The 23527-nt window shown below is 67.8% G+C and carries 20 protein-coding genes; 8 read left to right on the forward strand and 12 right to left on the reverse strand.

Annotated features, from left to right (window positions below; genetic code table 11):
• Positions 1-13 precede the first annotated feature (13 nt).
• Positions 14-2083 (reverse strand): AMP-binding protein, encoded by a 2070-nt coding sequence (locus DL991_RS08510; protein ID WP_125782728.1) that lies wholly within the window; start codon positions 2081-2083, stop codon positions 14-16.
• Between the two features lie 254 nt (positions 2084-2337).
• Here DL991_RS08510 and DL991_RS08515 point away from each other — a divergent pair, with 254 nt between their 5' ends.
• On the forward strand, positions 2338-3078 hold the full coding sequence (locus DL991_RS08515; protein WP_199746748.1) for a flavin reductase family protein: 741 nt from the start codon (positions 2338-2340) through the stop codon (positions 3076-3078).
• On the opposite strand, the gene DL991_RS08520 is transcribed toward DL991_RS08515, so the two are convergent.
• On the reverse strand, positions 3027-5573 hold the full coding sequence (locus DL991_RS08520; RefSeq protein WP_125782730.1) for a P-loop NTPase fold protein: 2547 nt from the start codon (positions 5571-5573) through the stop codon (positions 3027-3029). The genes DL991_RS08515 and DL991_RS08520 overlap by 52 nt on opposite strands.
• 107 nt (positions 5574-5680) lie before the next feature.
• On the opposite strand from DL991_RS08520, the gene DL991_RS08525 reads away from it, so the two are divergent.
• Positions 5681-6931: an MFS transporter gene (locus DL991_RS08525; RefSeq protein ID WP_125782732.1), complete on the forward strand. Its 1251-nt coding sequence runs from the start codon at positions 5681-5683 to the stop codon at positions 6929-6931.
• Here the strand turns inward: DL991_RS08525 and folE are convergent.
• The gene (gene folE, locus DL991_RS08530; RefSeq protein ID WP_125782734.1) at positions 6921-7517 is read right to left on the reverse strand and encodes a GTP cyclohydrolase I FolE; all 597 of its coding nucleotides are present in this window, start codon (positions 7515-7517) and stop codon (positions 6921-6923) included. The two genes, DL991_RS08525 and folE, sit on opposite strands and share 11 nt — an antisense overlap.
• A gap of 134 nt (positions 7518-7651) precedes the next feature.
• Here folE and DL991_RS08535 point away from each other — a divergent pair, with 134 nt between their 5' ends.
• Positions 7652-8368, forward strand: a complete 717-nt coding sequence (locus DL991_RS08535; RefSeq protein WP_125783079.1) for a metalloregulator ArsR/SmtB family transcription factor — start codon at positions 7652-7654, stop codon at positions 8366-8368.
• 5 nt (positions 8369-8373) lie between these two features.
• On the opposite strand, the gene DL991_RS08540 is transcribed toward DL991_RS08535, so the two are convergent.
• Positions 8374-8826, reverse strand: coding sequence for a carboxymuconolactone decarboxylase family protein (locus DL991_RS08540; RefSeq protein ID WP_125782736.1), 453 nt, complete (start codon positions 8824-8826; stop codon positions 8374-8376).
• Positions 8827-8908: 82 nt separating this feature from the next.
• Entirely contained in the window at positions 8909-10291 is a 1383-nt protein-coding gene (locus DL991_RS08545; protein WP_199753873.1) for a cytochrome P450, read from the reverse strand.
• Between the two features lie 91 nt (positions 10292-10382).
• Here DL991_RS08545 and DL991_RS08550 point away from each other — a divergent pair, with 91 nt between their 5' ends.
• The gene (locus DL991_RS08550) at positions 10383-10979 is read left to right on the forward strand and encodes a TetR/AcrR family transcriptional regulator (RefSeq protein WP_125782740.1); all 597 of its coding nucleotides are present in this window, start codon (positions 10383-10385) and stop codon (positions 10977-10979) included.
• On the opposite strand, the gene DL991_RS08555 is transcribed toward DL991_RS08550, so the two are convergent.
• Positions 10897-11691 carry a glycosyltransferase gene (locus DL991_RS08555; protein ID WP_125782742.1) on the reverse strand — a complete coding sequence of 265 codons (795 nt, stop codon included), beginning with the start codon at positions 11689-11691 and terminating at the stop codon, positions 10897-10899. The two genes, DL991_RS08550 and DL991_RS08555, sit on opposite strands and share 83 nt — an antisense overlap.
• A gap of 2 nt (positions 11692-11693) precedes the next feature.
• The gene (locus DL991_RS08560; RefSeq protein ID WP_125782744.1) at positions 11694-12323 is read right to left on the reverse strand and encodes a class I SAM-dependent methyltransferase; all 630 of its coding nucleotides are present in this window, start codon (positions 12321-12323) and stop codon (positions 11694-11696) included.
• A gap of 141 nt (positions 12324-12464) precedes the next feature.
• On the opposite strand from DL991_RS08560, the gene DL991_RS08565 reads away from it, so the two are divergent.
• Positions 12465-12809, forward strand: a complete 345-nt coding sequence (locus DL991_RS08565) for an MmcQ/YjbR family DNA-binding protein (RefSeq protein ID WP_125782746.1) — start codon at positions 12465-12467, stop codon at positions 12807-12809.
• A 1195-nt stretch (positions 12810-14004) separates the two neighbouring features.
• On the opposite strand, the gene DL991_RS08570 is transcribed toward DL991_RS08565, so the two are convergent.
• On the reverse strand, positions 14005-15258 hold the full coding sequence (locus DL991_RS08570; protein ID WP_125782748.1) for an HNH endonuclease signature motif containing protein: 1254 nt from the start codon (positions 15256-15258) through the stop codon (positions 14005-14007).
• Positions 15259-15784: 526 nt separating this feature from the next.
• Here DL991_RS08570 and DL991_RS08580 point away from each other — a divergent pair.
• Positions 15785-16153, forward strand: coding sequence for a VOC family protein (locus tag DL991_RS08580; RefSeq protein WP_125782750.1), 369 nt, complete (start codon positions 15785-15787; stop codon positions 16151-16153).
• Complete coding sequence (locus tag DL991_RS08585) at positions 16146-16745, forward strand: NAD(P)H-binding protein (RefSeq protein ID WP_158634395.1); 600 nt, start codon at positions 16146-16148, stop codon at positions 16743-16745. The genes DL991_RS08580 and DL991_RS08585 overlap by 8 nt, the downstream gene beginning before the upstream one ends.
• A 149-nt stretch (positions 16746-16894) precedes the next feature.
• Here DL991_RS08585 and abc-f read toward each other — a convergent pair whose 3' ends face one another.
• On the reverse strand, positions 16895-18514 hold the full coding sequence (gene abc-f, locus DL991_RS08590) for a ribosomal protection-like ABC-F family protein (protein ID WP_125782754.1): 1620 nt from the start codon (positions 18512-18514) through the stop codon (positions 16895-16897).
• A 393-nt stretch (positions 18515-18907) separates the two neighbouring features.
• On the opposite strand from abc-f, the gene DL991_RS08595 reads away from it, so the two are divergent.
• Positions 18908-20224 carry a hypothetical protein gene (locus DL991_RS08595; protein ID WP_233598726.1) on the forward strand — a complete coding sequence of 439 codons (1317 nt, stop codon included), beginning with the start codon at positions 18908-18910 and terminating at the stop codon, positions 20222-20224.
• A 52-nt stretch (positions 20225-20276) separates the two neighbouring features.
• Here the strand turns inward: DL991_RS08595 and DL991_RS08600 are convergent, their stop codons facing one another.
• The 3 genes from DL991_RS08600 to DL991_RS08610 are packed head-to-tail and all read right to left on the reverse strand — an operon-like array spanning position 20277 to position 23526.
• Complete coding sequence (locus tag DL991_RS08600) at positions 20277-21686, reverse strand: GH1 family beta-glucosidase (protein WP_370305890.1); 1410 nt, start codon at positions 21684-21686, stop codon at positions 20277-20279.
• Positions 21683-22540, reverse strand: coding sequence for a carbohydrate ABC transporter permease (locus DL991_RS08605; protein WP_125782756.1), 858 nt, complete (start codon positions 22538-22540; stop codon positions 21683-21685). The genes DL991_RS08600 and DL991_RS08605 overlap by 4 nt, the downstream gene beginning before the upstream one ends.
• Positions 22537-23526: a carbohydrate ABC transporter permease gene (locus DL991_RS08610; RefSeq protein WP_125782758.1), complete on the reverse strand. Its 990-nt coding sequence runs from the start codon at positions 23524-23526 to the stop codon at positions 22537-22539. Before DL991_RS08610 ends, DL991_RS08605 begins: the two co-directional genes overlap by 4 nt.
• Between the last annotated feature and the right edge of the window lies 1 nt (position 23527).

The raw sequence follows: 23527 nt of genomic DNA on the forward strand, positions 1-23527 counted from the left end.
TCCACAAAGGACGTTACTGGTCGACCGGCCAGGTCTCGTCTCGCAGCAGCCGCTTGAGTACCTTCCCGGTCGCGTTCCGGGGCAGCTCCTCCACGAAGTACACGTCCCGCGGCACGGCGAAGCGCGCCAACCGGCGGTGGATGTACGCGCGGACGTCTTCCGCGCTCATCCGGGCGCCGCGTTTCGGGACGATGTACGCCGCGAACCGTTGCCCGAACTCGCGATCCGGCACGCCGATCACGGCCGCTTCGTGGACGCCGGGCAGCGCGACTATCGCCTCCTCGACCGGGCGAGGCGACACGTTCTCCCCACCGGACACGATCATCTCGTCCGCCCGGCCGGTGACGAAAAGGCGGCCGGAGGCGTCCTGGTAGCCGACGTCGCCGGTCGCCATCAGTTCTTCCGCGCGCGGCACGCTGGCGCCGTCGGTGTAGCCGTCGAAGAGCATGTCGTTGCCGACGAAGATCTGTCCCTCCCAGCCCGGCGGGACACGGTTGTGGTCGTCGTCGAGGATGGCGACGCGGGTGCCGGGCGGGCAGCGGCCCGCCGTGGTCGGCGCGGCGCGGAGGTCTTCGGGTGTGGCGATGCTGGCCCAAGAAACCTCTGTGGAGCCGTAGAAGTTGTAGAGCACGTCGCCGAAGGTGTCCATGAACTCGGTGACGATCGTGCCCGGCAGCGCGGATCCGCTGCTGGCCACGATCCGCAGCGACGAGAGGTCGTAGCGGCTGCGGATCCGTTCGGGCAGGTCGAGGATGCGCTGCAACATGATGGGAACGGCGAACAGCACACCGCAGCGATGTTCGGCGATGGTCCTCAGTATCTCTTCGGCGTCGAACCGGCGGATCAGCGAAAGCGAAGCGCGGACCGCCATTCCGATCTGCATCCCGGCGAGCCCCCAGCTGTGGAACAGCGGTGCGGCCACCACGAAGCGGTCTCCGGAGTGGAGCGGGATCCGGTCCAGCATGGCGGCCGACGTCGCGAGTCCTTTGGGCGTCGGACGGCGTGCGCTTTTAGGGGTTCCCGTGGTGCCCGACGTGAGGACGACGAGCCTGCCGATCCGGTCCACCGGTTTGAGTTTGGTGGCGGGAACCCCGGCGATCAGCTGGTCGATCGTCGGATAGCCGTTCTCGGTCTCCGGCCAGGTGGACAGCCGCAGGAAATCGCCGGGGATGTCGGCGATGATCCGCGAGAACTCGTCGTCGGCGAGGACCGCGACCGGTTCGTGCAGGCCGATGACGTCCGCGACCGCGCCGGCGGAAAGGCCGGTGTTGAGCAGGATCGCGTCCGCGCCGAGTTTGCTGCACGCGATCAGCGACTCGACCATCGCGGCGTGGTTGCGGCACAGCAAGGCGATCCGGTCGCGGGAGCGGACCCCGCGCGCGGCCAGCGCGTTCGCGAGCTGGTTGCTGCGGTCTGCCGTCTGCTTGAACGTCCGGACGTTGCGTTCGTCGTGCAGCGCGACTTCTTCGGGTACACGGGCGGCGTTGGCGGTGTAGCCGCCGGCGATGGTGGCGCCCCACTGCGACAGCGAGGTGAGCTGCCGGGCGATCTTGTCCGGCCGCGCGGCCGCGAGCACTCCGGCCTTGATCAGTGTGCTGGCCGTGTGCAGCGTGGTGGCCTTGGTGTGCGCCGGTTCCTCTTGGGGCGACGCCGCCCGGCCGGAAAGGTGCAGATCGATCCGCCGGGTCACCGCGCGGACGGTGCGCTTGAACGACGCGGCGGACACGAGCTGCGAATGTGGCGCCGGAAGCATCAGCTGCGCGATGAGTTCGGTGCCGCCTTCGGCAGTCTGCCTCAGCTCGACCGAGACCCAGTTGCCGTCGTTCTCGACGCCGCACCAGACGACGTGCTCGCCCGGCCGCCAGACCCGGGCCTCGATGTCACCGGCGACGAGCGTGCCCTGCCGCGGTTCCAGCCGGACGAGGCATTTCGGGCCGCGCCCGCGTTCGGCGGGCCGCTGGATCTCGCACCAGCTGATCTCCGCGACGAACCTCGAGTAGGACTCGGGATCGCCGATCACTTCCCAAACCTGGCCGGGGGAATGCCCGAGAATCGAGCTCGCCTGGACCACATCGTCTCGCATGCGATTCGCCTCACCACGCGCGTTCGGGTGTTGACCGGGCCGCTGCCGGCGCCTCCTTCGTCTTCAAGTTCGGCGAACCTACCAGCAATCGGCCGAACGCAATACTCCGAACGACCGCGATTTGCCGTCCGGCCAAGGGAGCCGCCTCGGAAAGGGTATGTGCCGCGGCGGCGTGAAGCCGTCCGCCGTCGGTGTTGATCGCGACGTCCGATTCACGCCAGCCTCCGGCGCGTGAGGCGGCGAAGCTGACGGACGTGACAGTTACTACGTCGGCGGCCGAGGCCGCACACACCCGTATCGAGCCCGGAATCCTGTACTTCGGCACCCCGGTGGTGCTCCTGTCGACGGTCGACCAGGCGGGTGCCCCGAACCTGGCTCCGATGTCGTCGGCGTTCTGGCTCGGGTGGCGGGGCATGCTCGGACTGGGCGCGAAATCGAAGACGGCGCAGAATCTCATGCGCAACCGTGAATGTGTTCTGAATCTCCCTTCCGACGCGCTGGCGGGCGCCGTCGACAGGTTGGCGTTGACCACCGGCTCGGATCCCGTCCCGGCCCGCAAGCGCGAGCGCGGATACCGGTACGAAGCGGACAAGTTCGCCCGCGCCGGGCTCACCCCGGTCGCCTCGGAGACGGTCCGGCCGCCGCGCGTCGCGGAATGCCCGGTGACGATGGAGGCCGTCGTCGAGGCCTTCCATCCTCTCGCCGAGGACGATCCGAAACAACGCGGCGGCGTCCTCGTGTTCGAGGTCCGCGTGCAGCGCGTCCACGTCCACGACGACGTACGGATGCCGGGCACCGAAGATCGGATCGACCCGGACCGCTGGCGGCCGCTGATCATGAGCTTCCAGAAGCTCTACGGACTCGGCCCGCAGGTCCACCCGTCGACGCTCGCCGAAATCCCCGAGCGGCTCTACCGGGGACCCGATATCGAGCGGTCGCGGGATCAGTCGTCGCGGGCGAACGAGAACCGGTTCACCAACGGCAACCAGCGCTGATAGGACACGGCCAGGTCCGGCCACGAACCGCCGGCCAGGCCGCGTTCGAGCTTCGGCCGCAGTTCGTGGTCGTTCATGGACCGCACGATTTCGAGTGCGCTGTCTTCGGGACCCGTTCCGTCGAGGTTCGCGAACCACGAGACGGCCTCCGGATGCCCGACGTGCATCGCGAGCAGGACCAGCACCGCGCGGAACGGTGCCTCACGGTCGCCGTCGGAGAGGAACTCCGCCAGGTCTTCCCCGGCGAACCGTGCCCGCAGCAGGCGGTACAGGTTCAGGAGCCGTTTCGCGGCGCGCGGGGACCGGACGAGCGGCGCCAACGTCGGCAGGAAGTCCAGTTCCGCCGTCGAGATCACCAGTCGAGGAGGTCGTAAGTCTATTGTGGACTGTTCGGACGACGGTCGCGGTGCTTCCGCGCGAGGAGGGGAATCGGCCGCGACCGGAGAGCGATCACCGGTGGCCTGATCCGGTCCGGCGGGCGTGGGCGACGGCGAGACATCCTGGACCTCGGTGTCGGCGAGCCCGCGCACGAGCCCCGCGAACGCTGGATCGTCCATGGGGGACAACGTGAACGGCACTTGGAAGATCTTCTCGAGGTAGTTTTCGGCGAAGGTTTCCGGATCGTCGCCGAGCATCTCCTCGTAATGCTGCTCCACGGCCTTCTTGAGCCAGCGGGAGTCGACACCGACCACGACGACGAACACCGGCAGCGCCAGCAGGAGATGAATGGCTTCGAGGACCTGGACGACGACCTTGGGCGGGCAGCGGTCGAGGTCGTCGATGTAGAGCACGGTCCGTTCGATCTTCCCCGAACCGTGGGGTACCTCGGCGAGCATGGTCGCGAACGTCTCGAGATCTTTGCGCAGCAACGAAACCACGCCAAGGTGTTCGACGTAGTCCGAGACCCGGGACTCCGCGAACGACACCAGGTCCAGCCCGGGCGCGAGTTCGGTGACGGCCTTTTCGAGCCTGTCGGACTCGGCGTCCAGTTCGGCAAGGCGCCGCTCGGTCTCTTCGTCCTCTTCGGACGGACCGCCGAGTTTACCGAGCGCCTGGTGGATCCGGTCCGCGCTGGCGCGCATCCGCAGGACGACGGTCAGCGCGGAACTCACCACCGTGAGCCCGCCGAGCACGCCGGACACCTGCGACCGGCCGACGAGCAACGTGACCACCAGTACCGTCACCAGTCCGCCGATCAGGACCAGCAGAGGCACCGGATCCTGCCGCAGCCGTCGCCAGAATTCGGCGACGTCCGACCGCAGTCCGCCGGTTTCCTGCGCCAGCCGTTCGAGATCCTCGGCGGTCGGCCGGTCGACGCCGATCCTGGACGCGATCCACGCCTTGTCCGCCTCGGTGAGGCTGTCGAACACCGCGCGGACGTACTCGCGTGGCTTCCGTCGTCTTCGCTTCGCTTGTTTCTGCTGGGCCGTCAGGGTTCTGCGTTCGAGACGGACCGCGCTGAGCCTGCCGAGAAGCGTCTTCTCGGTCTTGCGGCGTTCCGCGAGCAGATCGGCCTGGCGTTGCAGATCGTTCTCGGCGCCACTCGCGGCGAGGTTGTCGAAGATGTGCGTGGCGAGACTGGCGAGGAGGTTCGCCTCGCTGTAGTGCCAGGCGTTGAAGCTGATCTGACGGACACTCGAACAGTAGGACGACACGGACTTCCCGTGCGTCCCCGCCTCGGTTTCCGCCGTCCGCGCGGAATCGGCGAGCTCGCGGACACGCGATTGCATCTGGCGCATGAAGAAGCTCTTGCCCGAGCCCCAGCTGCCGAACAGGCCGATCGACAGGGGAGGGGTGATCATCCGGGAGACCACCAGGTCGGCGAGCATGCGGACGTCGGTGCCGATGCCGAGGCGGTCGACGCCGTCGTCGGTGTCGGGCCGGTAGTCGGCGACGTGGGCGGCGAAGGGGTCCGGGACCGGGTTTTCGACCGGTCTCGATGGCTGTTCTTCGCCGGACAGGCGGGCGAGCTCGCCGGCTCGGCGAAGAGGTGCCGCCGCGGGGAACATCTGATCCGCGACGAGGCGCTCTCCGCTGGACAAGTTCGCGGCGAGTCTCACGACCGAGGGACGAAGAGGATCGAGGGCCTCACGCAGCCCCGGGTCGTCGTACCGGTCTTCCCGGACGACTCCCAGTGCTCGGCGCGCGGTGTTCCGGCCGAGCCAGGCGGCCAAGGCGCGAGAGACAAGGCCGAAGTTCTCGTCGAGCTCGCGATCCAACCAGACGACGGCGGTGGCCGGACCCCGTCGTTGGGCGAGTTCGATGCTCTGCGGTTTGACGATCAGTTCGTAGTCGGGGAACAACGCCAGCAACGCTTCGTAGGCCGTCCGTCGCGCTCCCGAATTGTGCTCGTAGACGATCACGGTGAACGGCGCGGCGGACAGTGCGGCGCGGACGTTCCGATCGGCGTCCCGCGGCAGATACGGGCGCAGGTCCCCGCCGATGGGTGAGTTCATCAGCAGGATCGACGGATCGACGTCGCGCACCGGCACCATTCGCGGTCCCCTCCCAAGGCCGAACGGGAGGGCAGTCTAGAGGGTGGCCGCTCAGCTGTGGGTGAAACCCCGCCTCCGCTCGGTCATCGATCGCTACCTTCGATCTCATGACTGGGGAGCGGCTCGACGGCAGGTACGCGAAGGTCTGGGCGGCGAGTACGACGTCGGCGTTGGGCAGCGGTCTCGCGACGGTGGCGGCGCCGTTGCTGATCGCCTCCCGCACCGGCGAACCGCTCGTCGTCTCGGGCGGGTTCGCGATGGCGTGGCTGCCTTGGCTGCTTTTCTCCCTGCCGGGCGGGGTGCTGGTCGACCGGGTGGACCGGCGGAAGCTGATGATCACCCTCGACTGGATCCGTGTCCCCGCGGTCGCGCTGCTCGCGGTCGCCATCACGACCGGCAACGTCAGCATCGCCTTGCTGTACGCCGTTCTCTTCGTGATCAACTCGGGCGAGGTCGTGTTCCGGACGGCGAGTCAGGCGATGTTGCCCTCGATCGTCCCGAAAGCGTTGCTGGAGCGGGCGAACGGGCGGCTCTACGCCGGGACGACCTTGACCCACGGCATGCTTTCCGGCCCGCTGAGCGGATTCCTGTTCGGTGCCGCGGCGAGCATCCCGTTCTACGTCAACGCCGGCACGTACGCGGTCAGCGCCCTGCTGCTCGGCCTGATCGCGGGCGCCTACCGGCCGCGGCCCGGCGGCGATCCCGGCGAGCCGGTCGCGCGGCGCTCGATCCGGTCGGAGGTGGCCGAGGGATTCCGCTGGCTCGCGGGACAGCGCCTGCTGCGGACCATGGTCGGGCTGATCGGCCTGCTGAACCTGACACTCGTCGCGGCCACTTCAGTACTGGTGCTACTGGCGAAGGAGCGCCTGGAGCTGGGTTCCGTCGGATACGGCCTGCTCTTCACCTGCATGGCCGTCGGCGGGCTGCTCGGCTCGATCACGGGTGACCGGCTGATCGCCTGGTGCACGCCGACCTGGACGTTGCGGATCGGGCTGCTGATCGAGGCCGGGACCCATCTGGTCCTGGCGACGAGCACGAGCGCGCCGGTGGTCGGGGTGACGTTGTTCCTGTTCGGGGTGCACGGCGCGCTCTGGGGGATCGTCGCCAGTTCGCTGCGTCAGCGGCTCACCCCGCCGGAGATGCTCGGCCGGGTCGGCAGCACGAGCCTGTTCATCGTCGCGGGAGGCAACTGCGTCGGCGCGCTGCTCGGCGGCGCGGTGGCGTCGAAGTTCGGGCTGACGACGCCGTACTGGGCCGGGTTCGTGGTGGCGGTGATCGTATCCGCGCTCACCTGGCGCGTGTTCGACCGCAAGGTCGTTTCCGCGGCCTACGCGCAAGAGCCTGCTGTCAGCCGTTGATCCTGGTGAGCGCGAAGAACTCCTGGCGCGAACGGGCGTCTTCGCGCAGCGTGCCGAGCAGAGTGGAGGTGACGGTGCTCGAACCGACGGCCTGCACACCTCGCAGGGTCATGCACGAGTGTTCGGCCTCGATCACCACGCCGACGCCACGCGGCTCGAGTTGCTCGTCGAGCCAGTCGGCGACCTGTTTCGTGAGTCGTTCCTGAACCTGTGGGCGGCAGGCGAAATGCTCGACGATCCTCGCCAGTTTCGACAGGCCGAGAATCCGGTCGCCCGGCAGGTAGCCGACGTGCGCGACCCCGACGAACGGCAGCAGATGGTGCTCGCAGACGGATCGGACGGGGATCCCCCTGGCGAGGACGAGTTCGTCGTAGTTCTCGTCGTTGGGGAAGGTCGTGAGGTCGAACGGCCGCGGAGTGAACAGCTCGGCGTACGCACGCGCCATCCGGCCCGGGGTGCCGCGGAGGCTCTCGGAGTCCAGGGAGATACCCAGCGCGGTGAGGAGATCGGCGGCCGCGGCCTCGGCGGCCACCAGGTCCGGTCCCGGCCCGGTTTCGTGGACGACGCGCAAGGCGGGAGTGGACATTAGGCCTCCTAGGCTGACCGCGATCCCCAGTGTATTTAACCAAGACTTTTGGGTGTTTTGCCACCCGTCGGCTCATCGTACATGGTAGATCCGCAGTGCAGGATGTTCCGCCGGTTGAGATAGGCGATATCGTGGTGTACGTGACAGTGCCAGACCCGGACGGCCTCGATGCCCCGGCTATCGCCGCGGTGGCGGCACTCGACGACGACCTCCGCCGCGGGATGTACGCCTACGCCCGGCGCGCGCGGCGTCCCGTCACGCGGGACGAGGCGGCGGCCGCGGTCGGCATCTCCCGCAAGCTCGCCGCCTTCCATCTCGACAAGCTCGTGGCGGCGGGCCTGCTCAGATTCGGCTTCGCGGCGGGCCCGATGGTGAAGGTGGGGCGCAGGCCCAAGGTCTACGAACCCGTCGACGAGACCATCCAGGTGCAGCTTCCCGCCCGGCGTCACGAGATCCTTGCCGGCATCCTCGCCGAGGCCGTGCTCGCCGAAGGGCCCGGTGAGACCGCGCGGGATGCCGTGCGACGGGTCGCGGGGGAGCGCGGTTTCGCGGCGGGCGAGGAGGAACGCGCGCGGACCCGGCCCGGCAGGCTCGGCGTGGAACGCGCGCTCACCGTGGCCGAAGGGATGCTCCGCCGCTACGGCTTCGAGCCGAGCCGGGACAGCACGACCTGCGTCCGGCTGCGGAACTGCCCGTTCCACCCGCTGGCCGCGGAGGCGCCGGACCTCGTTTGCGGGATCAACCAGGCCTTCCTCGCCGGTTTCCTGAACGGCGTGCGCGCCGGGAACGTGGAAGCGGCCCTCGTTCCCGGCGCGGCCGAGTGCTGTGTGGAACTACGGCAGGCCCGGTAGACCGATCAGGCGGCGCCGGCGATCTGCCGGGTGGCGACGTTGAGCCGGTTCCAGGTGTTGATGGCGGCGATGGAGAGGACGAGGCTCGAAAGCTGGGTTTCGTCGTAGTGACGAGCCGCCTCGTTCCACACCTCGTCGTCGACCGGGTCGGCCCGGTCCGCGATGCGGGTGAGGGCCTCGGCCAGCGCGAGCGCCGCACGTTCGGCGTCGGTGAAGTAGGCAGTGTCGCGCCACGCGGCCACGGTGAAGATCCGCTCATCGGACTCGCCCGCCTTGCGCAGTTCCTTCGTGTGCATCTCCACGCAGCCGCTGCATCCGTTGATCTGGCTCGCGCGGACGTGCATGAGGTAGTGCGTGGTCTTCGGGACGCCGGTGTCGCCGGTCGACTCCGCCAGCGCGATCAAGGCCTTCAGGGTGGCGGGATTCGCCAGTGCGGGGTTGGGGATCCGGGTTTCCATGATGTTCTCCTCCAGGGTTTCCGTCTTGCTTTCACCGCATTGACGGATGCCCGGAGGCAGATGTGACCGCGGTGGCTGAGTCTTAGGCGGTCGCGGCCACCGACACCCGGTCGCGGAGCGAGACGTTCAGCTTGAAACCCTCCGGTTTCAGGGTCAGCAGTTCCTGCACCTTCAACCGGTAGGACGGGTCGCCGCGCAGGTCGTACCGGCTCAGCAGCATGCCGAGGACCAGCGTCGCCTCGTGCAGGGCGAACTGCCGTCCGATACAGGCCCGCTCGCCGGTCCCGAACGGCTTGTAGACATGCGCCGGACGGGCCCGGTTACGTTCCGGGGAGAAGCGGTCCGGATCGAACGACTCGGGATCGTCTCCCCAGACGGGATCGCGGTGCAGCGACGGGATGAGGACCAGCGCCCACTGTCCCTTCCGCATCGGATACTCGCCGCCGACGACGGTGTCCACCTGTGCTTGGCGGGCGAACGCGGGCGCCGTCGGCCAGAGCCGCAACGCCTCGTCGAGCACCCGCCGGACGTAGCGGAGCTTGGCGACCTCTTCGTAGGAGGGATCGGGGTTCTCACCCCAGACCTTGTCCACTTCGGACTGGGCGCGGGCGAGGACGTCCGGGTTCCTGGCGAGGTAGTACAGCGCGAACGACAGCGCGCCCGACGTGGTTTCGTGCCCGGCGACGAGGAAGGTGATGATCTGGTGCCGGATGTTGTCCTCGTCGAGCGCGGCGCCGGTACTCGGCTGCGTGGTGTTCAGCATGAGCCCGAGCAGGTCGTCGGTGCTCGTGTCGCCCCGGCGCGCCTCGATGACCTCGGCGACGACGGAATGGAGGAACGCGAGGTCGGCTTCGTTGCGCCGGTTCGCCTTGCGGCTGAGAAGCGGACCGATGACCGGCGGCTGGAGCGCCATCCGCTGCGCATGCCGCAGCGTGCGGACCATCGCGGCGACGAACGGGTGTGGTTCCGCTCGTTCGAACGACGAGAAGCTGTAGCCGAATCCCGTCCGGCCGATGGTCTCCAGCGTCAGCTTGGTCATGTCGTCCGCGACGTCGACCTCGCCGCCCGTGTCCCACGCGTCCAGCAGTTCGCGGGTGATCGCCAGCATCGCCGGGTGGTAGCGCTGCATGGCGTTGCGGCTGAAGGCGGGCGCGAGGATCTCGTGCGCGCGCCGCCAGTTCGGCTCTTCGTTGTGCGCGGTGAACAGCCCGTCACCGCCGAGCGGGCGCAGGTTCGAGATCGCGGGCGTGACGTGTTTCGCGAACCGCTTTTCGTCGGAGAGGTCGGCGACCATTCCGGCGCCATGGACGAACACGATGCCGCGGCCGAACACCTTGCGCTCGAAGACGGGGCCCAGCTCGGCGGCGTGCCGCATCGAATCCTGGACCGGCGTCTTCGGCGAAACGCCGAGCACGTCACCGATCAGCGGGATCCGACGCGGGGGATGGGGGAGAGCGGTGGCCATCGAGCCCCTCCAGGGTGAGCGCTGTTGAATCGACATCCAATAGCGAGCGTGGCCTGCTACTGAACCCGTGTCAAGTAGCTACGATGCCCTGATGGCGCCGAGTACTTCCGGGAAGCCCCGCAGCAGGCTGAGCACCGCCGAGCGGCGGGAACAGCTGCTGCGGATCGGCGCCCGCCTGTTCGCGGAGCGGCCGTACGACGACGTGTGGATCGAGCAGGTCGCGGACATCGCCGAGGTGTCCCGAGGGCTCCTCTATCACTACTTCCCGACGAAACGGGACTTCGTCACCGAGGTCATCAGGGCCGAGGGCGAACGGCTGCTCAAGATGACCGAGTCCGACCGCACGCTGCCGTTCGAGGAGCAGTTGACGGCCGGGCTCGACGCGTACCTCCGCTACGTCGAAGCCAACGAGGACGGCTACCGGGCACTGCACTCGGGCACGTCCATCGCCGTCGACGGCGTCCGTGAGGTCCTGGACAACAACTTCGCCGAACAAGGGCGCCGGATCCTCGATGTCCTGTGCCCGGACGGCGAGCCGCCGGAGACCCTGCGGGTGCTCGTCCGCGGCTGGCTGGCCTTCGTCGTCGCGGTCTGCCTCGACTGGCTCAAGTACCGGCGGCTGACCCGGGACCAGACGCGGGATCTGTGCGCGAAGGCGCTGCTCGACATCGTCGACCTGCCAGCATGATATCGGCGCGTTCCTGGATCAGCTTCATCCGCGCGAGCCGTTCGCCGTCGTGGTTGTGCGCCGCGGATCTGGTGACCTGCCCGGCCCACTTCCGGTAGAACATGCCGCAGGTCGCGATGAAGTAGCCGTCGGAGCACGCGTTGGCGGCGAGGACCAGCCCGGTGTCCTCGGACGCGGGCAGCGCCATCCACCCGCCCAGCTCCAGCAGCAGGTCGCGACGGATGCACAACGTCCCGGCCACCACCGAAGACACGTAGCCGTTGCGCTGCCAGTACCGGAGGATCGCACCGCGTTCGATCGGCCCCTCGTCGGGATCGCTGTCGACGCCCGCCGTCGTCCCGTCCGTGAGGAGGTCGAGCACCCGGCAGGTCGTCCAGCCGATCGCCGGATCCTCGAGCGCCGCGATGTCGCGCGCGAGCGCGCCCGGCGCCAGGACGTCGTCCGCGTCGAGTGCCTTGATCAGCTCCCCGGACGCGCGGGACAAGGCCATCATCCGCGCGACCCCGGGACCGCCCCGGCGACCCGAGCCGGGCAGCACTCGCTCGTCGGCGGGAAGGACGCCGTCGAGCAGACCGGTCTCGCCGTCCTCCTGCACCAGCCATTCCCAGGTCCAGCCCGGCGGGAGTTCCTGCGCGGCGAGGGATTCGTACGCCTCGGTCAGGTACGGCAGACTCGGTGGGTGGACCGGGGTGAGGACGCTGATGACCGGCATGCTCACTCCGGGCGGCGAGCGGTGATCAGGAGGTGCTCCTCCGGCGGTGTCCCCGGCTCGTCCGCCGTGAAGATCTCCGAGTGGGTGGCGGTGACCTCCAGCCCGGCCGCTTCGACCCGCCGTACGAGGTCGTCCGGCGCGAAACTGGTCTCGAGGAAGGTGCGGCCGAAGAACTCCGCCGGCACGTTCTCGGCATCCCTCGGCACGGTGACCAGCGCGAAAAGCCCACCCGGCACCAGCCAGCGCGCGATGTCGGCGAGCACGGCTTCGGTGTCCTCGCGGGGCATCTGCAGGAACGGGAAGAAGGCGCAGACCGCCTCCCACGACCCGGGCGGCGAGGTCCACTCGCGCACGTCGGCGTGGACGAAGGTGGCGGCGGGGACCTGCTCACGCGCGAGATCGATCATCACCCGAGAAACGTCGAGCCCGGTTACCCGATGTCCGGCCGAGGAGAGGTCCTCGGCCACCGGCTTGCCGGTCCCGCTGCCGATGTCGAGCACCCTCGACGACGGCGGCAGCGCCTTCAGCAGGTGCCGCACCGCCCTGTCGACCGCCGGTGCCCGCCCGAAGACGTCCTCGTAGGCGGAACCGATGGCGTCGAACAGCTCCGCCGCCGTGACCGGTCGGTCCATTTCGCAGCTCCCCGGATCGAGTGGATCTCCCTCGGGCGAATCTACCGTTCAGGAAGGCCGTCGTCCGCGTCCTCTGAGGACGATGGGCGGGTCCGCCTGTTTAGACTGGACGCGCCGAAGTTCCTGGGGTTTGGGGTCAAAATGAGTGTGCCGAGTGACGAGTTCCACCGGATGCTGGAGGCGCTCGCCGACGTCGAGCGGTCCGACGCGAGGGAGTGGGAGTCGTTCAGCGTGCGCGGGAAGCGCTTCGGGTACTACTGGCCGCGGACCCAGACCGTCGGCCTCAAGCAGACGCTCTCGGAACAGGAAGCCCTCGTGGCCGAGCGGCCCGACGTCTTCGAGGTCCAGTTCACGGCCGGGGGATTCGGCTGGGTCGTGGTCCATCTCGACGGCATCGAAGCCGACGAGCTGACCGAATTGGTCTACGAGGCATGGCGGCTGTCCGCTCCCGAGGAACTGGTCGCACTGGTGCCGCCGCCCTGCTGAGCGTTACTGCTTTTGTGTGTTGACGCGCGTCACTGTTCCGCCGGGAACGTTTTACGGGGCAATGCGTTGTAGAGAGTGTCGGTACGGATGGTGCCCCCGGGCCTCACCCTTCGCCTTCACGGAATACCGGTTCGGCCGGAGCCGTGTCGTGCCACTCGCCGAGAGGCGGCCCACCGTATCGGCCTTTGCTCCCGCTTCCGCTCGCAGGTAACCCCCAGGCCTTCGCTGAGCGGGAGCGGGTCTTTTGTTGTTTGTCGGGTGGTTTCCCGCTTTCGGGTGTTGATGCGGGTCACAATGGTCAGGGCTTGGTGCGGGGGAACATTTCGGGTGGTGGTGCGTTGTAGAGAGTGTCGGTACGGATGGTGCCCCCGGGCCTCACCCTTCGCCTTCACGGAATACCGGTTCGGCCGGAGCCGTGTCGTGCCACTCGCCGAGAGGCGGCCCACCGTATCGGCCACAAACTCCCGCTTCCGCTCGCAGGAACCCCCAGCCTTCGCTGAGCGGAAGCGGGACCTTTTCTTTTGTCCGCGGGTATTTGTCGTGACCGGCGACGGTGCCCGAGTTGTGCCTGTGGTTATCGGGGCGTTCGGCTTCGAATTCGGCTTTGCGGCGGGCCAGTCGGCTTGTACGTCGGCGATGGACGGTTCGATGACGGCGCAGCCGCTGAGCGAACAGGCCCGTGGAGCGCTCGCGTCGACGAGGGAGATTCCGCCGATCTGGTCGCCGTTGTCGATGTCAGGTCCAGAGCACAGGGTGGGAAGAGGTCGACCGCGTCGTGTTCGTGGGTGAGGCAGGTAGTGGCGTGAAGGCTCCCTTCGCCGCGTCTGGTGCGGCGATTGGGCCCCTTGTCGGTCACGACCCACCAGGCCCACCCACGACTCCCGGCTCCGACCAAGCCACCGTTGCTTTACCGTCAATAACGCTGATGCGTCGAGGCTTCCAGTCCGATGTGGAAGGCCCTTGTCCGTCGTCGCTTGCGGCCGCCAGTCGGGCATCAAGGACCGGCAGCCGCGTCATGACGAGATCAGCCGAAGGCGGCCGTGCCCCTACCGGCAGCCCCTCGATGCCACGAAACCCCGTGATACCGGATCATGGGTCGAGAGTCGGTCTGCCCATCTTGCCTTCAAGAAGGCCTCGACCAGTGGGCATGGCGAGGGGCCCGTCGCCGGTGTGGCTGGCTGGCGGGCTCCTCGGGTCACACGTGGTGGAGGGTGTTGCGCCGGGATCTTCGTAGCGGGTCCAGGTATTGGGGTGGGATGAACTCGGGTATCCCATCGGCGGCCATGCGGACTTGCCAGTCGCCGTGGTGGATCAGCCGGTGGTGGAATCCGCACAGCAGCACGAGGTTCCGTAGGTCGGTGGGGCCTCCGTCTGCCCAGTGGTGAATGTGGTGAGCGTGGCAGTTCCTGGGTCGCCGGTGACAGCCGGGGAAGGCACAACCGCCATCCCGGATGTTCAAGGCTCGGCGTTGGCCTGGTGTGACGAACCGTCGCAACCGCCCGACATCCAGCGGCTCACCGGCGGCGCTCATCACGACCGGGAGCATGAGGCAGTCGCAGGCGGCGAGGCGTGCTTCGCGGGCGGTCATCGTCCCGACGAAGTCGAGGCACGCGGTCCCGAGACCGGACTTGAGTGCGTCGAGTCCGATGGTGACCTGCAGCAGGGTGCGGTAGCCGCTGGTGCCGGGCTGATCCGGGCAGGCGATCGCGAGGTCGAGGATGTCGACCCAGGCGTCTCCCATGCGCTCGCATTTCATCCGCAGGTCGGCTTGGCCGAACTCGTCCACCGGCCGTGGTTGCGCATACGCCTCCAAAGCCGCAGCGGTGCGAGCACCCGTCTCATCATCGAGCAAGCCAGTGAGTTTCCAGTAACCGTCTTTGCGGCGTTCCAAGGTGATTTCCCGGCGCGGCTGAGCGGGTTCGGGATCCTTTGGCTCGTTGCCGTCGGGGTCGAGCCAGGCGAGCAGGTTCGCTTCGGCGTCCATCAGTTGGCGAGGTCCGGCGTCGCGGGCGAGGGTGGCGAGGATCTTCTCCGCACTCGCCCGATCCTCAACTGAAGTATCGGCTGGGAGCTTCTTCAGGATCTCCAGGATCTGGTCGATCCGCTCGTCCCCGACCAAACCCTCCGCGGCCACCGCGGCGGTGGCGGGCGCGACAGCAGGAACTTCGGTCCCGTCCAAAGCGCGGGTCGGGTTCAACGCGATCGCGCGATTCACCACCGCACGCGCCTCACCGACCGACAACCCCGCTATATCAGCGAACCAGTTCGCCGTGCGGCCATAGCCGTACAAGTCTTTGACGCCACGAGACTCGATCTCCGCCAGGAATTGCCCCAGTCCGGCGGTGGCCATCCTGATCACCTGCAACGACTGTTGCACGCCATGGGCAAGCTCCAGCTTGCCGGCACGCCACAGTTCTTGCGGCAACTCGGGAAGGACAGTCTCGGACACCCCTCAAGAATACCGCAAAACAATCGAACAGGCGTTCGTAATTTTAAGCAACAATGAGCGGGCACATTTACCACTGACGGGTGATTTGAGTGAGTCTCTTATCCGGTGAGTCAAGCCGAGGAGTTGGCTTGTGCGTTGTGGGATCCGGAACGCGTCCGACTGCTCGGCCGAAGTGGGGCTGGTCGGCATTCTGACCTCGACGGAGCGAATCGCTACGGTCGCCTTCTTGGGCCGCCGTCGACCGCGCGATGTAAGCCGCGCGGGAAGAACCTTCCCGCCGGCGTCTCCAGGGGTCTGGGGTGGCGCGTTCACCGACTGCCGTGCCACGAACGCGCCCTGTGAGCTCGGAGCCCGACAAGTCCAGTCGGCAACTCGAGACAGGAGTAGCGGGTCACGCTCATTCCGAGTGGTCACAGTGCCTCCTCCGTGGCGGTGGGCAGAAGGCCGACTCCGCCTTGACCCATGTCAGCACCCTGACATACAGTCGCCTATGTCAAAAGGCTGACATGAACGAAGGAGCATCACCTTGCCCGCCACCGGCCCGGATTTCATTTCCCTGCAAGCGCGTGACCTCGCCGCTTCGCAGGCGTTCTACGAGCAGTACCTCGGCCTCGTCCGCTCACCGGCCGGACCTCCGCACGCCGTCGTGTTCGAGACGAAGCCGATCGCGTTCGCGCTCCGCGACATCGTTCCCGGCACCGACCTCGCATCGGTCGCGCAGCCCGGTATCGGTGCCGCGATCTGGCTCCACGCCACCGACGTCCAGGCCATTCACGACGCGCTCGTCGCCGACGGGCACACCATCGTTTCCGCGCCGATCGACGGCCCCTTCGGCCGGACGTTCACCTTCGCCGACCCCGATGGCTACCAGATCACCCTCCACGACCGTGGCTGAGGCGAGCATCCTGGTTTTCGGGGCTACCGGGGCACTTGGCCGCCACGTCCTGGACGAGCTGGTCGCCCGGGGTTTCGGCCCCGAGACGATCACGGCGGCCGGTCGGAATCAGGTTCGCCTCGGGGAACTTGATTCCGCCGGGTTCGGCACTGCGGGCATCGATCTGCCGGATTCGGCAGGTGTCGCGGAACTGGTCGCCAGGCATTCCGACGTCGTGTTGATCTCGGGCGGCGACCCGGATCGCCTCGACCAGCACAAGTCGGTCATCGAGGCGGCGAAGAGCGCGAATGTCCGGCACGTCTACTACACCAGCGGAGTTCGAGCCGACGACGAGCGGTTCGAGATCAACGCGGACCACAGGGCGACAGAGGTCGCTCTCATCGATTCCGGCGTGACGTACACGATCCTGCGGAACACCTGGTATGTCGAGAACTACATCCAGGCGTTGGCGGGCCCCCGCTTCACCGGCGTTTTCGTCGCGGCGGCCGGTGACGCCGTTGTCGCGGCAGCCGGCCGGAAGGAAATTGCGGTCGGCGCTCGTCGATTCGGGGATGGACGGCGGACCGGCCCGCTTCTTGGTGAGTCTCGATGAAACCATCGGCGCCGGGGTTTTCGCCCGGGTCGGTGACGACCTTTCCCGGCTCATCGGCAGGCCGACGACCGGCCTTGTCGAGGGACTGACGGCGGAGTGAGCCAGGGGTCGCGAGTGCCGCCACTCACGACCCCCACCGAACTGAAGCCTCAAGACTCCACAAGCGTCCCGCCGGTCAACCGCACCCGCCGGTCCACCTTGATCTCGGTCAGGAACCGCTCATCGTGGCTCACGACCACGAAAGCCCCCTGATACGCACCCAGCGCGCTCTCCAACTGCCCGACGCTGACCAGGTCGAGATTGTTCGTCGGCTCGTCCAGCAGCAGCAGTTGAGGCGCGGGTTCGGCGAACAGGACGCAGGCCAGAGTGGCTCGCAGGCGTTCGCCTCCGGAGAGCACGCCGACGGGGAGCCGGGTTCGCGCGCCTCGGAACAGGAAGCGGGCGAGCAAGGTCATCCGTTGCGACTCGGGGAGGCGGGGGGCGAACGTCGCGAAGTTCTCGGCGATGGTCCGGTCGAGGTCCAGAAGGTCCAGCCGCTGGGAGAGATACGCGATCCGGCCCTCGGCTCGTTTCACCACGCCGCCATCGGGCGAAAGGTCTCCGTTGAGCACCCGCAGGAGCGTCGACTTGCCGGTGCCGTTCCCGCCGGTCAGCGCGATCCGTTCGGGGCCGCGGATCGTCAGGTCGGCTCCGTCGCCCGCGAAGACGTTCCGGTCGCCGTAGCGGACCTGGATGCGCTCGCCGTGGAACATCGTGCGGCCGGCGGGGACGTTGGTGCCCGGCAGGATGAGCGCGATCTTCTGGTCGTCGCGCAGGGAGCGTTCGGCCTCGTCGAGGCGGTTCTTCGCGTCGTTGACCCGGGCGGCGTGCGTTTCGTTCGCCTTTCCGGCGGATTCCTGGGCATTGCGTTTCATGGTGCCGGCGAAGATCTTCGGCAGGCCCGCGCTGCCGAGGTTGCGTGCCGCGTTTCCCGCGCGGCGCGAGGCGCGTTCGCGGGCTTGCTGCATCTCCCGTTTCTCGCGTTTGACCTCTTGTTCGGCACTGCGGACGTTGCGTTCGGCGACCTCCTGCTCGGCCTTGACCGCCGTTTCGTACTGGGTGAAGTTCCCGCCGTGGTAACGGAGATCGCCGCGGTCGAGTTCGGCGATGCGGTCCATCCGGTCGAGCAGTTCCCGGTCGTGGCTCACCAGCAGCAGACAACCGGACCAGTCTTCGAGCACCCCGTAGAGCTTGCGACGGGCGTCGAGGTCGAGGTTGTTGGTCGGTTCGTCCAGCAGCAGGATGTCCGGCCGTTTCAGCAGCTGCGCGGCCAGGCCGAGGGAGATGATCTGCCCGCCGCTCAACGTGCGCAGGCTCCGGTCCAGCCCGAGGCCGTCGAGGCCGAGCCGGTCGAGTTGGGCTCGGGTGCGTTCTTCGATGTCCCAGTCGTTCCCGATGGTGGTGAAGTGCTCTTCGCTCGCGTCGCCGGACTCGATGGCGCTGACGGCCGCGAGTTGGGGAGCGATCCCGAGTACCTCGGCCACGTTCAGGTCGGCGGTGAGCGGCAGCGACTGCGGCAGATAACCGAGGATCCCCTGCGTGGAGACGGTTCCGGAGACCGGCCGCAGCTCGCCGGCGATCAACTTGAGGAGCGTGCTCTTACCCGCCCCGTTGGGCGCGACGAGGCCGGTGCGGCCACCGGGCACGGTGAACGACAGGTCGTCGAAGACCGGCGTGTCGTCCGGCCAGGCGAAGGAGAGGGCGGACACGACGACGAAGGCGTCTGACATGGAAATGACCTCGTGAAAGACAGCGGGCGCCTCGAAGCAGCACCGCGGTGGACGTGGCGTGAGGGGACGACGAATCGGCCACGTCGGCGTCAGCGCCGGTGGCCTGGCAACTCCGGCTCACCCGGAGATGTCGTCTTCACCTGCCACGTCTGGTCTCCATGCTCGTTGATCAGGTCCGTATCTACGATAACAAGACCTGCCGGAGTGTGGCCACCGCAATCCCTCGACGCGGCGTCGGCGAGCCGCGAATTACGGTGCTCATCTGTTTATTCGCCACGATTCCCGGTGATCGGTAATCGTGTGGCCGGAATCATATTCATTGAGGGGTGCGGGCGGGGACTTCTAATGTTCTCGATGGCCATCACCCGATTCCTTGACCCGAGAGGTTTTTCGATGACGTCGAATGGCAGAACCCGAAGACGAATCGCGACCACGGTAACCGCACTGGGGGCGTTCGCCCTGGTCGCTCCGCCGGCGCACGCCGCCGAAACCGCTGTTCCCTGCGACTCCGCCGCGTTGGTCCAAGCGATCGCCGAAGCCAGCGCCACCCCCGAACCGGACACGCTGTCCCTGGCGGCGAAGTGCGTCTACACGCTCACGTCGGCCGCCGATGTCTACTGGAAATCCGGACTGCCTTCCATCCAGGGAAAGCTCACCATCAACGGTAATCACGCCACCATCGAACGTGCCAAGGACGCGCCCCGATTCCGGATCATCTTCAATTGGGGCGATCTGACCCTCAACGAAGTCACGATCGCGGGCGGTCAGGCTCCGGACGGTGTCGGTGCCGGTTCCTCTGGCGTCGGGAATCCGGGCGAGTCCGGCGGCGGTATCAAGAACTGGGGTCCGCTGACCATCACCGACAGCGTCATCAGCGGCAACGCCGCAGGCTCGGGTGCTCCCGGTGCCGCCGCCACCGCCACCACGAGTGCCGGTGGCGGCGGCTACGGAGGCTCCGGCGGTGGGATCTCTTCCTACGGTTCTCCGCAGGTCACGTTGACGATCACCCGCACCTCGATCACCGGTAACGCCTCCGGCTCCGGTGGCCAGGGTGGAAACGGTGTGGCCGCCAAGCCGGGTGGCCAAGGCGGTTCCGCCGGCTTCGGTGCCGGTGTCGACGTGCTCGCCGGCACTGTCCTGCGGCTGACCGACAGCGTCGTCACCGGCAACGGTGCCGGGAGCGGCGGCAAGGGCGGCTCGGGAGGCGCGAACGGCGGTGGAGCCGGACACGGCGGCAGTGGCGGCACGGCCGGCGGCGTGATGATGTCGACCAGCGGAGGTGTGCTGCTGAATCCGGTCATCACCCGCACCACCATCACCGGCAACCAGGCGGGACGCGGCGGCGATGCCGGCGTCGCGGGGCAGGGCGGGTACTCCGGGGTGTCCGGTTACGGAGGTCGCGGCGGCGGAGTCGTCGTGTTCGACGACAGTCTCACACTCGACGCGGCGACGGTCAGCGACAACGCCGCGGGTGAGCCCGGGACCGGTTCTTACCCTTCCCCGGCTTCCGGGGGCGGCATCCACACGATCAACGCACACGTCGCACTCGTGAACGGGGCCGTGTTGAGCGGTAACCGGCCCGACAACTGCACCTACACCGCGGACGTCCCTGGCTGCGTGAACGGATTCCGGGCCGTCGAGGCCACTGGTCAGGACTGGCGGACCGCCGCGGAACGCGACGCGGTCTCGGCCGCGCGCTCCCGCGCGTAGAGGTCAGGAAAGGGTCGTTCAGGACTGAACGACCCTTTCCGGACACTCGCCCTCAGCTCAGCCCGTTGAGGCTGATCGCCCGCGCGTACCAGAGCGCGCTTCGCTTCGGCGTCCGTCGCTGCGTCGCGTAGTCGACGTGTACGAGGCCGAACCGCTTGGCGTACCCCTCGGCCCATTCGAAGTTGTCGAGCAACGACCAGTAGAAGTACCCGCGCAGGTCGACGCCCGCCTCGATCGCCTCGTACGCGGCGCGCAGATGCGAGTCGAGGAAGGCGATCCGATCGGTGTCCGCGATGTCGCCGCCGATGAGGGCGTCCGGATAGGAAGCGCCGTTCTCGGTGATGTACAGCGGGATCGGCCGATACTCGCGATGGACCTGAAGCAGGCATTCGGTCAGCCGCGAAGGCTGGACCTCCCAGCCCGAGTCGGTGCGCGGCGCCGTCTCGTCGGGGACGAAATGGACGTCGGGGGCGCCGAGCCAGCCGGTGTCCGCCGGTTCACTGCCGGGCCGGGGCGTTCCCGCCACCTGGTAGCCGCGGTAGTAGTTGATGCCCAGCCAATCGATCGGGGCGGCGATGGTCGCGAGATCGCCGTCCCGCAAGAGCTCCTCGATGCCGAGCGGTGCCAGGTCGGTCAGCAGATCCGCCGGGTACGAGCCGCGAAGCACCGGGTCCAGGAACAGCCGGTTCTGCAGGCCGTCGATCCGGCGCGCGGCTTCGACGTCCACAGTGGACGAAGGATCGACGGCCGACACCGGGTACAGGTTCAGCGTGATCCCCGACGCCGCCGCCGGGGCGTGCCGCCGCAGGACGTCCATCGCGAGCCCGTGCCCGAGCAGCAGATGGTGCGTGGCGGCGACGGCGGCGCGGGGTTCCTGCCTGCCTGGTGCGTGGATCCCGCGCGCGTAGCCCAGCATCGCGGCACACCACGGCTCGTTGAGGGTGGACCAGTGCGCCACTCGGTCGCCCAAGCGCGCTACGACCGTTTCGGCGTACTCGGCGAACCGGAAGGCGGTCTCGCGTGAGGCCCAGCCGCCCTCGTCCTCCAGGGCCTGGGGGAGATCCCAGTGATACAGCGTCGCCCAGGGCGCGACCCCGGCTTCGAGGAGCTTGTCGATGAGCCGGTCGTAGAACGCGAGCCCGCGGAGGTTCGGTGCGCCGCCGTCGGGCCGGATCCGCGGCCACGACAGGGAGAACCGGTAGGCGCCGAGCCCGAGTCGTCGCATCAGGTTGACGTCTTCGGCGTAGCGGTGGTAGTGATCGGCGCCCGGTTCGCCGGTGTCGCCGCCGACGACGGCGCCGGGGCGGCGGGCGAAGACGTCCCAGATCGAGTCGGTCCGGCCGTCGGCGGCCGTGGCCCCTTCGACCTGGTAGGCCGCGGTGGCGGCGCCCCACACGAATCCGGGCGGGAACAGCAGCGCGGTCTTCGCCCGGACACTGTCGGGATGTGCGGACATGGTCACCCTTTCACGGCACCTTGCATGATCCCGGCCACGATCTGGCGGCCGAGGAGGAGGAAGACGATGAGGATCGGGATGGTGGCCAGGGTGGTCCCGGCCAGCACCAGCGAATAGTCGACGTAGTAGCCGCTCTGCAGCTTCTCCAGCGCCAGCTGGACGGTGGGGTTTCCGGCGTCCAGCACGACGAGCGGCCAGAGGAAGTCGTTCCACGAGGTCATGAACGTGAACATCGCCAGGATCGCCGCCGCCGGGCGGACCGCGGGCAGGCAGACGTTCCAGAAGATCCGGATCATGCTGCATCCGTCGACCCGCGCCGCTTCGATCAGCTCGTACGGCACGGCGTCCACTGTGTACTGACGCATCCAGAAGACGCCGAACGCGGTCACCAGGTTGGGCACGATCACCGCTTGCAGCCCGCCCGCCCAGCCGAACTCCGACATCGCCATGAACAGCGGGATGATGCCGAGCTGCGTCGGCACGGCGAGCGTGATGACGATGAACACGAACAACCCGTTCCGGCCGCGGAACCGCAGTTTGGCGAAGGCGAACCCGGCCAGTGCCGAGAACAGCACCGTGGTGAGGGTGACCGTGCCGGACACGATCAGGCTGTTCGCGAGCGCCTTCCAGAACGGCACCGTGTCGAACACTCTGGCCGCGTTGGCGAAGAAGTTCCCGCCGGGCAGGAAGGGCGGGACCCGCTCGGTGAGCATCCCGCTGTCCCGGCTCGCCACCAGGAACGACCAGTAGAACGGGAAGAGCGAGCCCAGCACGAAGATCGCGAGCACGACGTAGGTCGCCCGGCGCGGTTTGCCGAGCGCCGAGACACTCCGCTTGAGTCCGCTGTGGATGGTGGTCACTTCTTTTTCACCGCCGGGGTCCTGGCGAGCCTGCCGGTGAGGAAGAAGTTCACCAGCGCGATCAGCACGATGATCACGAACAGCACCCACGCGATCGCCGAGGCATAGCCGAGTTCGTAGTTCTCGAAGGCCGTTTGGTACAGGTACAGCGTCACGGTCTGGAACTGGTTGGACGAGCCGCCGTTGTTCGATCCCGGCAAGGCGTCGAACAGTTTGGGCTCGGTGAAGATCTGGAGTCCGCCGATCGTCGAGGTGATGGTGACGAAGATCAGCGTCGGCTTCAGCAGGGGCAGCGTGATGCTGAAGAACCGGCGTGCGGCTCCGGCGCCGTCGATGAGGGCGGCCTCGTGCAGTTCCTTCGGGATGGCCTGCATCGCCGCCAGCACGATCAGCGCGTTGTACCCGGTCCAGCGCCAGTTCACCATGATCGCGATCGCGACATGGCTGCTGAACCGGCCAGCCTGCCAGTCGACCGGGTCCAGGCCGATGGTCTGCAACAGGCCGTTGACCAGCCCGTACTTCGGTCCGAACAGGTTCGCGAAGATGATCCCCAGCGCCACCAGGCTGGCGGCGTAGGGGAGAAGGACGCCGACGCGCCAGCCGGTCGCCCCGCGGAGCCTGGCGCTCAGCAGCGCCGCCAGGAGCACCGCGATGATCAGCTGCGGAACGCTGGAGAGCAGGAAGATGCTGACGGTGTTCTCGAGCGCGTTCCAGAACTGCGTGTCGGCGAACAGTTCCTTGAAGTTCTCCAGCCCGATGAAAACGGGATTGTCGTCGCCCGCCTCCCAGCTGAACAGCGACACGTACGCCGTGTAGAGCAGCGGGAACAGCCCGACGATCCCGAACACGATGAAGAACGGGGCGATGTAGAGGTACGGCGAGACCTTGACGTCCCACCGGCTCAGCCGATGGCGAAGGGTGGGCCGGGGTGACGTGCGCACCCCGGCCTTCCTCCCCTCCGGCGCGATCTTGTCGACGATGGTCATC

The organism is Amycolatopsis sp. WAC 01375 (assembly GCF_003947325.1).
Lineage (GTDB): Bacteria > Actinomycetota > Actinomycetes > Mycobacteriales > Pseudonocardiaceae > Amycolatopsis.

What these genes read in the sequence shown, in the direction of transcription:
- DL991_RS08510 (WP_125782728.1), bottom strand. Translation starts at nt 2,083, where the DNA reads ATGCGAGACGATGTGGTCCAGGCGAGCTCGATTCTCGGGCATTCCCCC.
- DL991_RS08520 (WP_125782730.1), bottom strand. Translation starts at nt 5,573, where the DNA reads ATGGTGCCGGTGCGCGACGTCGATCCGTCGATCCTGCTGATGAACTCA.
- DL991_RS08525 (WP_125782732.1), top strand. Translation starts at nt 5,681, where the DNA reads ATGACTGGGGAGCGGCTCGACGGCAGGTACGCGAAGGTCTGGGCGGCG.
- folE (WP_125782734.1), bottom strand. Translation starts at nt 7,517, where the DNA reads ATGTCCACTCCCGCCTTGCGCGTCGTCCACGAAACCGGGCCGGGACCG.
- DL991_RS08540 (WP_125782736.1), bottom strand. Translation starts at nt 8,826, where the DNA reads ATGGAAACCCGGATCCCCAACCCCGCACTGGCGAATCCCGCCACCCTG.
- DL991_RS08545 (WP_199753873.1), bottom strand. Translation starts at nt 10,291, where the DNA reads ATGGCCACCGCTCTCCCCCATCCCCCGCGTCGGATCCCGCTGATCGGT.
- DL991_RS08550 (WP_125782740.1), top strand. Translation starts at nt 10,383, where the DNA reads ATGGCGCCGAGTACTTCCGGGAAGCCCCGCAGCAGGCTGAGCACCGCC.
- DL991_RS08555 (WP_125782742.1), bottom strand. Translation starts at nt 11,691, where the DNA reads ATGCCGGTCATCAGCGTCCTCACCCCGGTCCACCCACCGAGTCTGCCG.
- DL991_RS08560 (WP_125782744.1), bottom strand. Translation starts at nt 12,323, where the DNA reads ATGGACCGACCGGTCACGGCGGCGGAGCTGTTCGACGCCATCGGTTCC.
- DL991_RS08565 (WP_125782746.1), top strand. Translation starts at nt 12,465, where the DNA reads ATGAGTGTGCCGAGTGACGAGTTCCACCGGATGCTGGAGGCGCTCGCC.
- abc-f (WP_125782754.1), bottom strand. Translation starts at nt 18,514, where the DNA reads ATGTCAGACGCCTTCGTCGTCGTGTCCGCCCTCTCCTTCGCCTGGCCG.
- DL991_RS08595 (WP_233598726.1), top strand. Translation starts at nt 18,908, where the DNA reads ATGACGTCGAATGGCAGAACCCGAAGACGAATCGCGACCACGGTAACC.
- DL991_RS08610 (WP_125782758.1), bottom strand. Translation starts at nt 23,526, where the DNA reads ATGACCATCGTCGACAAGATCGCGCCGGAGGGGAGGAAGGCCGGGGTG.